Consider the following 12,247-nt stretch of genomic DNA (forward strand, 5'->3'; position numbering starts at 1 on the left):
GCCAATCTCTCAACGTCCTCCTCCCGAAATCTCATTTTCCCAGATGGCAATCTCTCTGGTTTTATGTACCCCTTTTTCACGTATTCCTGCAGCGTTCTGTATGAGATTCCCAGTCTCTGGCACACTTCCCTGGGCCTCAGCATTGTATTTGATTTGTATACAAAGTATTTAAACTGCGCGCTTTAACGGAAACAGTTTTCAACGGCGGATAGGGAATTCATTCTCCTAGCTACAGGTTCAGTATGAGTGAATCGATCTTTTCTTCATTTCCATACCGTCTTGGGCATTATGACGTGTTTAAAACCTTCAAGTCTCTCCTTGTAAGGCAAGAGGTCCTTTATCATAACCTTGGTCTCGTCCCGAATGTTTCTCTTGGGTTTAAATCCCAGAGATGGAAGGACCTTAACTTCAGGGTTATAGTAGTGTTCCTCCGCCTCCACTCTGGGATTCTTTACGTGAGTTATATCAACCTTTAACCCTAACTCTTCCGCAGCGTTCTTCACTATCTCGGCCAGTTGCCTCACGTTGTAAACTTCTGCAAACTGGTTAACAACCCTGTACTCGCCATCCTTGGGTGGATTTTCTATCAAGAGCCTCAATGCCTCCACGCTATCCTCTAGGGAGATGAAACCTCTAGTCTGTTTCCCCTTACCATAGGGTGTGAGGGGTAGACCTAGGACAGCCTCCACACAGTACCTGTTTATCACTGTTCCCCACGTCTCGTCGAAATCAAACCTGGTTCTCAGTTCCTCTTCCGTTATTTCCTCGGTCCTAGTTCCGTAAACAGGCCCCTGCATTATGTCGGTTACGGTAAGGTTGGAAAGCTTACCCTTAAAGAGAATCAGAAAGGTATCGAATATCTTGCTCCAGTGATAGTAGGAGCCACCCCACTTTGGAGTAGGGATAACATCCTCCTTCCCCTGAATGATAGCCTTCACGAATGCTGACTCGGGGATGTCAAAGTTTGGAGTACCGTACTCGCCCATAGTCCCCATCTTGAGAATGTGAATCGATGGGTCTACCTCGCTCACGGCGTAAAGGAGGCTCAGCGTCGATTTCAGGTTATTTTCAAGGGTGTACCAGGCATGCTCATAGTCCTTCATCGAGTATGGTGCCGATCTCTGCTCTGCAAAATGAACTATCACGTCCGGTTTGAAGTCCCTAATGGTCTCCTCGAGCAATACCTTGTCCTTCGCATCGCCCACTATAAACCTGATATCGGCACCTAATTTCCTCCTCACCGCTTCAACCCTTTCCTTTGGGGACGGTAAGGGGAACGCGGAATCGGACCCAACCTCAGCCGAGAATCTTCTTGTGGAGAGGTTGTCAATGCCCGCAACCTCATGCCCCTTGGCCACCAGTCTGAGAGCCAGGGCCCATCCTATGTAGCCGTCAATACCAAGGATTAAAGCCTTCATAAAAACCTATTTGAGGTTAGACTAAAAATTTTCTGACTAGAGACGAAATGAAAAAGAAACTCATTGGTACTTCAGTTTCTCCAGCATCTGTATCCTTTTGGCTGGATGGGGATGATCACTGAAGAAGTCAGCATACCAGGGCACCCTTTCAGTCTTCCAGTAGTTTATGAGTTCGTCCACGTTCCCGTACACCTCTTGAGGAGTTGTTGACGTAAAGAACAGCATCTTCATGACGTTATTCTTGTTTCTGTACCTCTCCACTGCTCTGGGATCCACAGCCAGGGTTATCTTGGCTAGAGCTCTCTCCAGGTTATCTGCACCACCTGGTACTGTCTTGGCTGAATTGAAATCGGCATAGGCCTCTCTCATCCTGTTTATGGCTAGGATGAAGAACTGGAAAATGAAGCTGACAACCAGAAGGCCTATCCCTATTGCCCAGGCGTAAAGGGATCCGTTCCTCTGTCCCCCTCCTCCACCAAGGAAACCGCTCCACATTAACGAGTATCCAATCCAGTACATTATGGCAGGGATGAGTCCTATGGCCAGGAGGAGCTCCACATCCTTGTGTTTCAGGTGACCAAGTTCATGACCTAGTACAGCCTTGATCTCATCAGGAGTGAGTACCCTCAAAAGGGGAAGAGTTATGGCAACCCTCTTCCCCGCTATGGGGCTTCCGTACGCGAAAGCGTTAGGGAACGGAACATCTGCGATATATACCTTAGGAGTACCAATCTTGTTGTAGAGTGCTACCTCATCCACGAGGTTAACCAACCAGCCATATTGTGGGTCAGCCGGGGTCACCTCCTTAGCCCTGTACATGGCGTTTATCAGGTAGGGACCCACAAGCCACTGAATCACGTTTATTATTCCCACCAGAATCAGTGCACCAACTATAATGTAAGGGGTAAACGACCCATACAGGTAACCCAATACTCCGTAGACTAGGGCAAAACCTGCCACTAAGACAGCGAGACTTAGTAGTATCATTCCAAGTTTAAGTTTGATTGAGACTAAGTTCATCTGTATCAAAGTATATGATGCAAAGATGGGATAAAAAAGATTTTCAAGATACCTCTTTACACAGGGAGAGACACTCCTTCGCTCCTTGGATCCGCAACGGCTACGTGCATGTCCTTCTTTGTCTTAAGGGCTTGAACTATTCCCACTTGCGGGGAGAAGGGTTCCAGTTTGGTGGAAGGAGTACCCAGCCTGCTTTCCGCGACAACCTTGTTTCCAGTGAACATGAACCTTGGGGCATTAACGGCCTCATCAATCTCCATCATGTAATCTACGTAATACTCCAGAACTTCCGAGTGAATCTGAGGTCTTAAATCTCCACCTGCACATCCAATGATAAGCTCGTCGTCCTTTCCCTCAGCGTAAAGTATGGAAAGGGTATGAAGCGGGCGCTTTCTTCCCTCTGGCTTATTTCTTCCCTCGGTGAAGTTATCGCCTCGGTTGTTGAACACTATGTCGTTCACCACAATCCCAGATCCGAAGGGCTGGAACAGGCTCTGTATGAAACCCACTCTGTTTTCCTCGTCTGCTACAGTGAAAAACGTCGTATCCCCATCCTGGTTAACCTTAGCCTCCATCCCAACCTCCATGAGCCTTTGAGTGAGGTAATTGTTATCCAGTAGGAAGGCCGGTAATGGATGGAACCTGGGGTCTGCAACGTACTGATCCCTATCCTCGTATGCCAGAGCTGAGATCCTGACGTGCTCGTTCACCCTCTTCACGTCATTGTAGGGCAATTTGTTTATCCCAGTCATCTCAACCATCTTAAGGATCTGCAGGGTTGTGATCCCTTGGGTGTTAGGAGGAAATTCGTAAACCGTATACCCCCTGTAGTTAGTCCTAAGCAACTCCACCTTCTCTGCCTTGAACTCACTGAAGTCCTCCAGCTCCACTGGGACACCCCTTCTTTTAAGTCCATCCACCAGTTCCTCCGCAACTTCCCCTTCGTAAAATGATCTGGGGTCCCTTGCCACTCTTCTTAGTACCTCCCCGACTCCCCTAACCTTTATTCTGTCTCCGAACCTCTTTCCACCGTAAAGTGATTGCCAGTCTTGAGTAAGTCTTTCAGAGTTGACTATGGCATGATGGAGGCCTCTTCCCACGTAAAACCCGTTCACTGCTAGTTTAATTGCCGGTTCCAGAAGTCTGTCAAGGCTCATGGTAGTATAATCCTCCATGGCATGCCAGAGTTCCACCAGACCTGGAACCACAATTGACCTGGGACTTCTGGGATCTATCTTTTCCTCCCCAATGGCCTTGGGTGCCCATCCAGTGGAGTTTATGGCAATAATACCCTCCGGGGTTTTAGCCAGGAGTAGTCCATCTCCCCCTAACCCACTCGTGTGGGGTATAACTACTGAAAGGGTTGCGCTCACTGCTATGGCTGCGTCAAACGCGTTTCCACCCTGCTCAAGTATCTTTGCTCCCACGTAACTCGCAACGTAATTCTGGGAGGCTACAATTCTCCTACCCGCAGCTGTTGGCATATTTCCTTAATAACATGGCAACAAATAAACCTTAGATATCCTTGAGGATTTCCAAGGACTTTCTAGAGCGAGTGGAGAAGGACAGCTGTCTCCCTTACAGGGACAGCGAGGTTGTCTGCGTTACGGAGGATCTACCAGGGTCAGACGACGCACCGGTACAACTGGAGGTGGACAGGGAGGGAGGGAACGTTCTGCTGAGGCATGTAATACTGGATAGGGAGGACAATCCGCTTTATGTGGAGTATTTCATTGACAGGAACTTCCTGGACAGCATCTCCTCCACCAGGAGTGTGATAGTACTTTTCGTGAATACGGAAGGAGATATAAGGAAAAGGTTTTCCATACCTCTAACCGACGAAGATATACGCCTGATAAGGAGTGAGATGAGAGTTGGAAGTTAGGGAATTACAAAACAGGTTGAGGGAGATGTATTTCGAGAAGGATAAGGAGAGGGGAATTTTCGGTACCTTCACTTGGTTCACCGAAGAGGTGGGCGAACTGGCTGAGGCTCTTCTGCAGGGTGAGAGGGGATCCGTTGAGGAGGAGCTTGCGGACGTGATAGCTTGGGCCATATCAATAGCTAACCTGACGGGTGTTGACGTGGAGGAAGCTTTAAAGAAAAAGTACGGATTGTGACAGCATGAACAGAGAGGAGTTCTTTTCTGCACTGAGGGAAGCGCTCATAGATTCAAGGAAGAGATTCTACAGGAACTTGGTTTTCATAGAAAGACCTGACTACCTGGAGGATTTGAGGCATGTGCTGACTCTTTTCAACGAAACTCAGGGAGGTACGAGGAGGGCTTATGCCTTTCACCCTTGGGCTACCGGGTCCAAGGATAGGTTCGTCGCGGTGAAAGATCTACTGAAGCAGGTGGACGACATAGATTACTCGAGCTCAGAGTATTATCTGGGAAGGACATATGACTTGGTAGTCCTGGATCTTGTGGACAACTTTCAGCCCAACTACGTGGGCAGGCTAACTGATCTAACCAGCGGAGGAGGACTAGTGGTGATGTACACTGACAACCTGACACAGAACAAGATATTTCGAAATTCCATTGCCAGAAAGGGGGTAGTTCACGATTACTATGAACAGAGATTCAGAAGGAAGTTGGCTGAGCACGAGGGTGTGTTCAGGATAGAGTTGAGTTACGAGGCTAAACCCTTCACAGGTGAGGTTAGACTCACCACTGAGAAGAGACCGTTGAGAAGCATGTACTTCCCAAAGGAACTTCATGATCTTTGCCTCACCGACGAGCAGGACAGGGTTCTGGAAGAGTTCAGGATCATGTACAGGGGAGGCAAGAGGATTCTCGTGATAACAGCCCCTAGGGGGAGGGGAAAGAGCGCTGTTACTGGGCTGGGTATTGCGGCTCTGATAGCGGACTCCAATCGCGAAAGAACTAGGGTTGTAATAACTGCCCCTTCTCTCGCCTCAGCATCGCAGATTATGGAGTTCGCAAAGAGGGGTCTTGACGCGCTTCAGGTCCCCAACGAAGCTGAGATGTCTGATGTGGGGATTGTGAGAGCAATCAGGGGTGATAACTTCTCAGTTGTTTACGTTTCCCCAGAGACCGCCGTGGGAGAGGATGGGACTTTTCTAGTTGTGGACGAAGCTGCGGCGATCGGGATAAATCTGCTGGCTCAATATGTCAACAGATGGAGAAAGGTAGTCTTCGTTTCCACAGTTTACGGTTATGAGGGATCAGGAAAGGCCTTTTTACGATACCTCAAGAACATTCTAGAAGAGAGAAAGGCCTGGGCACGTTGGCTAACCATGAGCAAACCCTTGCGCTATGCCGAAGGTGATCCAGTGGAGAAATGGCTCTATGACGCCCTGCTTCTCAACCCTGAACCGGCTAGGCCAAGAAGCCTGGAATCCGTGGAGTTCGTCACGCTAGACAAGGAGAAGCTATTCTCCGACGATGTACAGTTGTCTCAGGCGTATGGTATTCTAGTGTCTGCCCACTATCGTAACAATCCAGACGATCTGATGATCATGGGAGACGGACCCCATCACATCCTGAAGGCCATAAGGGCAGAGGACGGTTTCATCTCAGTCTCCCAGATCTCGGAGGAGGGAAACCTCTCCGACTCCATGATAGATCTGGCCCTTAAGGGAGGGACCTTCGACGGAGATCTAATTCCCGATAGGTTACTGAAACATGTGAGGATAAGAGAGGTGGGAAAGCTTAGTGGTTGGAGAATAGTGAGGATAGCCACGGTCCCAGAACTTCAGGACAAGGGATTTGGAAGTCAGCTCCTCCAAATGATACTTGACGACGCCAGGGCTAAGGGGATTGACTGGGTTGGATCCTCATTCATGGGTGATCCAAAGGTCCTGAGATTCTGGATCAGGAACGGTTTTACCCCCGTTCATGTCTCTCCAAAGAGAAACGAAAAGTTTGGAGATTTTCCAGTAGTGGTTATTTATCCCATATCCGATCTTTCCAAGAGGGTTGTGGGAATAGCCTCCTACGTGTTCAAGGAGAAGCTGTTGAATACCATACATGACGTCTACTTCAACATGACCCCGGACATGGCCATGTTACTTCTACAGGGTAGTAAGGCGCATCAGGACGTAAAGTTGAACAGGGTCCATCTGGCAAAACTGGTGGCATTTCTTCAGGGAACGAGCCCATATGAATCCTCAGCAGATGCGATTCACGTTCTGGTCATGAAGTATTTCTGGGACGGTAAAAGAGATTGGAAACTGGATGACGACTTGGAGAAGGTGCTCTTGGCCAAGGTTCTTCAGGGAATGCCATGGTCGTATCTGAACGTTGTAGTGGGAAAGGGTAGGACCAACTCCACGGAGGCCATACATGAGGCGGTGCAGATTCTCGCAAAAAGATATTATAACTTGGATGAGGAAGGAGAAATTGCGATTTCGTTACCCGATCTGGATGATGAGTTCACAACACGATGAATTGTGATATAATGCATCTCAACTGATCAGGCAACAATGGCTAGGGAGTTGAGAATTATTGCTACCACCGTTAATAGAGAGAAAAGTTGATGGAAACCAATGGACATTCCTGGCTTTTCAGGGTTCTTATTGATTGACCTGTATACCCAGAGGCCAGCACCAATTTCAAGTACTGTGAATAGCAGGGTTAACCAGTAGTGAAGATATATCACAGCGAATACGAATATCACAGCAAGAATCCCATGAATAGCCCACGCCCACTGTATTTTCCCCTGTGGCTTTCTAACTTGGCCTATGGGCCTAGACATTCTTCTCAGTCCCGTCACCACTCCTCCCATGAAGATTACGAAATACAGGAAGTGCGGAGGTATTATAGCCTCTTCAAGGAATTGGATAACGTTTACGTGATAACCTAGCCCTTCCAGAAAGATAAGAAGGTACGTAACGAATGTGGTGTAGGCAGCTATGTCGTGAAGGCCCTGAAATATCGAGGGTAACTTTCCCGCAAGAACGTATAGAGTTGCCATTCCAAGAAGTGCTGTAAATACCACTGCCACAAATCCCACGAGGGTAATGAATGAGGGTGACATTACTAGAAATGCAAGGGATATCAGTCCTACAATGGTTGCGCTGATCCTGTGTAACGCCTCCGGATCTCCCTTCATGGCCACTTGGTGAATATCTCTGGTATAGGGCCACTTGGTACCTAAGGATAGACCATACCCATAACCCTCTACAATACCGCCCAGTACAACAGTCATACCGGCCAAGATTGACGCAACAATTCCTAAAGTGTATAGCATGAGATAGAGTAGAAGCGAGCCGGTAAAATAGTTTAATGAACCAGGAGTTAACAAACTGGCTTAATTAGGGAACTGGGAAGGGTATATCTATTGCTTAACTTGGTGATGTATATATCTTACTCACCTTGCTTACGCGTCTCGCCTACATGAATTGAGTCGTCCTTTCCATTATGCTTTCTACAATAGATTGAAGATATCCACCAAAACGAGACTCCTCAATGAAGGGTATACTCACCACAATCTGGAAAAGTTTTTCCAGTTTCCTAGAAATATTGTATCCCTCGGGAACCTGGTTAATCACCAGACCGAACTTGCTGTAAAACTTATCACTATATTCCAGTGTCACCTTAAGATTCAGCGGATCTGTGACGAAAATTGGTAGGGAATCTATGTCCAATTTTATGATCGGATTATCTGGAATAGCGCACGAAAAGTTATCTATCACCACGTAATCCCATCCCTTGGAGTAAACTTCTTTTAACTTTTCCGATGCCCTCTCCAGGTCCTTAGAGTCAATTCTAAATGGCTTTCTGAAAAGTTTGAGCATACAGAGATTACCATCGCACAGCATGTCATCGGTTATCCACATTTTTCTTCCAAGGCCACAGGTAGGAGTCTTATCCACAATTAGAGTCTTACCGAATCTGGCAAGCTCCCTGGACAGAGATAGAGCCACACTTGTTTTACCGACTCCCTCCTTTACTCCAAGTACGTTTATCTTTATCAACAACACATAAGATTTAATAGAAGTATTAAAACCTTCAAGAGTTAGAGGAGATAATCCCTGTTCAGGTAAATCCAAAGTTTCATCAGGCGATCCTAGCTTAAATCTCTACAGGGATACGACGAAGAAACGTCAAACTGAGCGAAGCTAAATTATACCCCAAGGCCAAGAAGTTCTTCTTTAAACGAGTCTATTTATTACCTTAAACGAGTTGATGTAGATCGATCAGCATGGACCTGTTTATATCCAAGGTCTGGAAACTTATTGACCTACAGCTCCCGCTCGTTGTGACGGATGCAGAAACCTATCTGGTCAGGGAGGGCAATATAACCCAGGAGGACTACGAGAAAATCAAGAATGTTGCTAGATCCATAAAGTCCTCCTATTATTCGGGAGATTCGAATAAACTTAAAACTTCTCTAAAAGAAGCATTAAATCAGTTAAAAAGTATTCAACCCAAAAAACCCTTTCCACCAGAGATGAAGGCAAGGTTTGATGGCGTCATCAAGACCCTGACAGAATTAAACGAGCCACAGCAGGTAACCTCTTAATATAGTCATCTGTTCCTTAACTCTAAACATGATAAAAATGTCCTCCAGGAGGAATGAATATCTTTCTTTTTCCCTTTAAGCCAAATATACTCTTTTTAAGGGATTCACCCTTTAAGCTTTGATGAAAACGGAGGATTTTTCCAGGGAAATTTTTTAAACTTTTAGGATCGAAAAGCTTAAAGGGAGATCATGAAGTTAAGCCGAGGTGTTCTTTCTCTTAAAGAAGCATACGGGCAAGCTATGGCAGTCACTGCACCTTTAGGTAGCGTTGTTTCCACATCAACGGCGGCTATACTATATGCAGGTCACTCAGTTGTGTTTACCACATTGCTTGCTTTACTTGGCAGTGCCCTCTGGATCTACACTCTCACAAGTTATACTAGAAGGGTGGCATCCCCTGGAGGCTATTACACCTTCGGTTATAGCGCCTGGAGAAATAAGACTGTGTCGTTCTTTGAGGCCCTAACTGAGGTTTTCGCATACTCCCTACTTAACGCAGTCAATGCCATCACTCTGTACCTGCTGGTGAGTATAGGCCTCCAGGTTATTGGCTTTTCCACCCCATGGTGGGTTGAACCACTGGTTATAGGCCTCGGTTTAGCTTACCCAACTTTAATCTCCCTAACTGATATCAAGAAACTTTTGGGATACGTTGTTACCATAAGTGCCTCCGCCGAGGTTGTTCTCCTGCTGGGACTATTCGTTCTTTCATTATCTAAGCCATTTCATCCTGAGTACTTCACACCAGACGGCGTCAGCGGAAGTGATATTGCTCAGGCATTTGTGCTCTCCATGGTGAGCATTTCAGGGGCCGGAGCAGCTTCTTACCTGGGGGAAGAGGCCAAGAAACCATACAAGACCATAACTCAGGGAATGTGGTTATCTCTGCTCATAGGAGGAATAGCCATGTTTTTGGGGACTTATGCGTTAGTAGCGTTATGGAACGGTTCCCTCTCAGCACTGGCCAATTCCCCACAACCCCTCATATATGAAATGTTCCAGTATGGCAAGATACCCATGATAATTGCTCTGGTGTTAGCTGCGAACAGCTTACTCGCCTCAAACATTGGAACTACCCTGGGATCGGCCAGAATTCTGTTTAACCTAGCGAGGGAAAAGTCAGCACCAATGTTTCTGGCAAGGACTGCAAGGAATGGTGAACCCCTCGTTGCGACCATGATGATAGGTGGCCTTTCAACTCTAGTAGTAGTATTCTCAGTTCTTGGCCTAGGCGTCTCCAATGCGTTCGCTGTGGTAAGCGTTATTACTGGAATATTCTGGCTCACGGGTAGAATTGTGGATGGGTTTGGGGTTCCGGTATTTTACTACAGAATAGGTCAACTATCCTGGAACACATTATTGATCCCCCTGGTGGCTACTGCCCTAAACGTATGGGGAGTTGGGGAGTCTCTTTCCTCACCTGATATGTTCTCGATCTACACACTTGTAGCCATTGTCTTGATAATTGCAGTCTGGTATGCAATGATAGGGAGGAAGGGGAGGCCGGGATCCCTTGTAGTCGACGAAAACAATCAAGTGATCACAATTGAGGAATACATGGAAAGACTCAAGAAGAAAATTCCTAACTAGTTTTATTCTGCATTTAGATATTTATTTGTTAATATACTTCCCAACAGCACCATAACTAAGGCAAACATTGCTAGATATCCCAAGTAGTTCCATGATGGATCATTGTAAAGTAGCATTCCCCTGTTCAGTTCGGCGGCATAAGTAAGGGGATTAACGTCACTTATTGCCCTTAGCCATCCGGGGAAGAAAGCCTTGGGAAACAGAGCCGTGCTTGAGAACATAAGGGGAAGGTTTATCAGGTTGGAGATCACTCCAGGAGCCTGCCAGTCGGCCGTTTTTAAGGTAAACATGGAGTACAGAGAGGAGAAACCTATACCCACGAAGGCCAGTGATAGGAAGAGCACGCCTAGGGAGAGAGGAGTGAGATCCAGCCTGACCCCCAAGAAGTAACTGGCCACCAGCAGAATGGGAACCTGGAGTAGACCCCTGGTCATTCCCCCCAATGTCTTAGCTAGGAACACGTCATACTTGGGCGTAGGCGTGATGAGTACCCTCTTGAGATAGCCAAACCTCTTGTCCTGGATTAGACTCATGGAACTGAACATCCCCACGAAAAGCATGGATATTGACAGTTCGCCCGGCAGGATGAAGGCGATATAGTTTGTAGTATGGAAGAAACTTGTTAGAACCTGGGACGGCACTCCAGAAAAACTACTTCCGAAGAACACTAGCCACATTATGGGCTGGGAGATAAGCATTATCCACATGTAAACGCTTCTGAAAATCCTCTTTGCCTCCCTCATGTAGAGGGCGTAAAGTCTGTCCATCATCTTCTCGCCCTCCTTATCATTGCGTAGAACCTTCTCGCATCAAAGTCCTGTTCCTCAATAGTTCCTCCAGTGAGATTGATGAAAACCGTGTCCAAGCTGGACTTGTTTATCTTTATGCCCTTAATGTTGTCGTTGCCTATGGCCCTTATCACGTCCATTAGCATGGTTTCAGCATTGCTTACCTTTATCCTAACCTTACCATTGGTCACGACTGCGTTCTCAAACCCAACGTTCACATTGGTGCCGTTCTTGAGCTCAATCTCGATGATATCTCCACCATACCTGGACTTCAACTCCTCAGGGGTGCCCAGGGCTATTATCTTCCCCTTGTTAATGATTCCTATCCTCGAACATAACGAGTCCGCCTCCTCCATGTAGTGGGTTGTGAGGAGTATGGTTACCTGGTAGTCCCTATTTATCTCCCTTATCAGGTTCCACATGGTTGCCCTAGTGTTAACGTCAAGCCCTATGGTGGGCTCATCCATAAAGATTACCTCAGGCGAGTTGAGTAAGGCCATGGACACCTCAAGTTTCTTCCTCATTCCAGTGGAGAACTTCCCTGTCTTCCTGTTGGCGAAGTCTAGAATACCGAAGTACTTCAGTAGGGAGGTAGCCCTCTCCTTCCAGTTCCTCACGCCCGTGAGTCTTGCCTGAATTTCCAGGTTCTCCCATGCAGTGAGATCATCATCCAGTATCACCTCTGATGAGATCCATCCGATCCTTGACTTTACCTCAATGGGGTTTTTCCTTATGCTATACCCCGCAATTACTGCATCTCCCTCAGTGGGAGGTGTTAGCCCCGTGAGCATTTTGATGGTTGTTGTTTTCCCAGCGCCGTTGGGACCCAAGAGGCCAAATATTTCTCCCTTCTCCACCTTGAAGGATATGTGATCGACCGCAACAAAATCTCCATATTTCTTTGTGAGATTTTCTGTCTCTATGGAATACATAGGTGAAT

Annotated in this window: 13 protein-coding genes; 5 read left to right on the forward strand and 8 right to left on the reverse strand. The window is 47.0% G+C overall.

The genetic code is table 11. The annotated features are described in order from the left end of the window. From L3N51_RS05960 to L3N51_RS05975, 4 genes are all read right to left on the reverse strand, one after another. Nucleotides 1-143: MerR family transcriptional regulator (locus tag L3N51_RS05960; protein ID WP_238026172.1), on the reverse strand; the 143-nt coding region annotated here is incomplete at its 3' end. Between the two features lie 120 nt (nt 144-263). Next, nucleotides 264-1,418, reverse strand: a complete 1,155-nt coding sequence (gene agl3 / locus L3N51_RS05965; RefSeq protein WP_238026079.1) for a UDP-sulfoquinovose synthase — start codon at nt 1,416-1,418, stop codon at nt 264-266. Between the two features lie 60 nt (nt 1,419-1,478). After that, nucleotides 1,479-2,438, reverse strand: coding sequence for a zinc metalloprotease HtpX (gene htpX, locus L3N51_RS05970; RefSeq protein ID WP_238026173.1), 960 nt, complete (start codon nt 2,436-2,438; stop codon nt 1,479-1,481). 56 nt (nt 2,439-2,494) lie between these two features. Further along, a complete protein-coding gene (locus L3N51_RS05975; protein WP_238026080.1) occupies nt 2,495-3,922 on the reverse strand; it encodes a gamma-glutamyltransferase family protein in 1,428 nt (475 codons plus the stop codon). A gap of 41 nt (nt 3,923-3,963) precedes the next feature. Here L3N51_RS05975 and L3N51_RS05980 point away from each other — a divergent pair, with 41 nt between their 5' ends. The 3 genes from L3N51_RS05980 to L3N51_RS05990 are packed head-to-tail and all read left to right on the forward strand — an operon-like array spanning nt 3,964 to nt 6,851. After that, nucleotides 3,964-4,323, forward strand: coding sequence for a hypothetical protein (locus L3N51_RS05980; protein WP_238026082.1), 360 nt, complete (start codon nt 3,964-3,966; stop codon nt 4,321-4,323). Next, nucleotides 4,313-4,558, forward strand: coding sequence for a MazG nucleotide pyrophosphohydrolase domain-containing protein (locus L3N51_RS05985; RefSeq protein WP_238026083.1), 246 nt, complete (start codon nt 4,313-4,315; stop codon nt 4,556-4,558). The genes L3N51_RS05980 and L3N51_RS05985 overlap by 11 nt, the downstream gene beginning before the upstream one ends. 4 nt (nt 4,559-4,562) lie before the next feature. Then, nucleotides 4,563-6,851, forward strand: a complete 2,289-nt coding sequence (locus L3N51_RS05990) for a tRNA(Met) cytidine acetyltransferase TmcA (protein WP_238026084.1) — start codon at nt 4,563-4,565, stop codon at nt 6,849-6,851. A 26-nt stretch (nt 6,852-6,877) separates the two neighbouring features. On the opposite strand, the gene L3N51_RS05995 is transcribed toward L3N51_RS05990, so the two are convergent. Next, the gene (locus L3N51_RS05995; RefSeq protein WP_238026085.1) at nt 6,878-7,654 is read right to left on the reverse strand and encodes a cytochrome C oxidase assembly protein; all 777 of its coding nucleotides are present in this window, start codon (nt 7,652-7,654) and stop codon (nt 6,878-6,880) included. Between the two features lie 142 nt (nt 7,655-7,796). Next, complete coding sequence (locus tag L3N51_RS06000; RefSeq protein WP_238026086.1) at nt 7,797-8,387, reverse strand: ParA family protein; 591 nt, start codon at nt 8,385-8,387, stop codon at nt 7,797-7,799. Between the two features lie 221 nt (nt 8,388-8,608). Between L3N51_RS06000 and L3N51_RS06005 the strand changes: the two genes are divergently transcribed. Further along, nucleotides 8,609-8,929 (forward strand): hypothetical protein, encoded by a 321-nt coding sequence (locus L3N51_RS06005; protein WP_238026087.1) that lies wholly within the window; start codon nt 8,609-8,611, stop codon nt 8,927-8,929. Between the two features lie 189 nt (nt 8,930-9,118). After that, nucleotides 9,119-10,519 carry an APC family permease gene (locus L3N51_RS06010; RefSeq protein ID WP_238026088.1) on the forward strand — a complete coding sequence of 467 codons (1,401 nt, stop codon included), beginning with the start codon at nt 9,119-9,121 and terminating at the stop codon, nt 10,517-10,519. A gap of 2 nt (nt 10,520-10,521) precedes the next feature. Here L3N51_RS06010 and L3N51_RS06015 read toward each other — a convergent pair whose 3' ends face one another. Together L3N51_RS06015 and L3N51_RS06020 are read right to left on the reverse strand one after the other, a co-directional pair. Next, nucleotides 10,522-11,289: an ABC transporter permease gene (locus L3N51_RS06015; RefSeq protein WP_238026089.1), complete on the reverse strand. Its 768-nt coding sequence runs from the start codon at nt 11,287-11,289 to the stop codon at nt 10,522-10,524. Next, on the reverse strand, nt 11,286-12,239 hold the full coding sequence (locus L3N51_RS06020; RefSeq protein WP_238026090.1) for an ATP-binding cassette domain-containing protein: 954 nt from the start codon (nt 12,237-12,239) through the stop codon (nt 11,286-11,288). The genes L3N51_RS06015 and L3N51_RS06020 overlap by 4 nt, the downstream gene beginning before the upstream one ends. Nucleotides 12,240-12,247: the final 8 nt, after the last annotated feature.

The sequence above is a fragment of the Metallosphaera javensis (ex Hofmann et al. 2022) genome, assembly GCF_022064045.1.
GTDB lineage: Archaea > Thermoproteota > Thermoprotei_A > Sulfolobales > Sulfolobaceae > Metallosphaera > Metallosphaera javensis.

Coding starts and splice junctions, on each gene's coding strand:
- agl3 (WP_238026079.1), bottom strand. CDS start 1,418: ATGAAGGCTTTAATCCTTGGTATTGACGGCTACATAGGATGGGCCCTG.
- htpX (WP_238026173.1), bottom strand. CDS start 2,438: ATGAACTTAGTCTCAATCAAACTTAAACTTGGAATGATACTACTAAGT.
- L3N51_RS05975 (WP_238026080.1), bottom strand. CDS start 3,922: ATGCCAACAGCTGCGGGTAGGAGAATTGTAGCCTCCCAGAATTACGTT.
- L3N51_RS05990 (WP_238026084.1), top strand. CDS start 4,563: ATGAACAGAGAGGAGTTCTTTTCTGCACTGAGGGAAGCGCTCATAGAT.
- L3N51_RS05995 (WP_238026085.1), bottom strand. CDS start 7,654: ATGCTATACACTTTAGGAATTGTTGCGTCAATCTTGGCCGGTATGACT.
- L3N51_RS06005 (WP_238026087.1), top strand. CDS start 8,609: ATGGACCTGTTTATATCCAAGGTCTGGAAACTTATTGACCTACAGCTC.
- L3N51_RS06010 (WP_238026088.1), top strand. CDS start 9,119: ATGAAGTTAAGCCGAGGTGTTCTTTCTCTTAAAGAAGCATACGGGCAA.
- L3N51_RS06015 (WP_238026089.1), bottom strand. CDS start 11,289: ATGATGGACAGACTTTACGCCCTCTACATGAGGGAGGCAAAGAGGATT.
- L3N51_RS06020 (WP_238026090.1), bottom strand. CDS start 12,239: ATGTATTCCATAGAGACAGAAAATCTCACAAAGAAATATGGAGATTTT.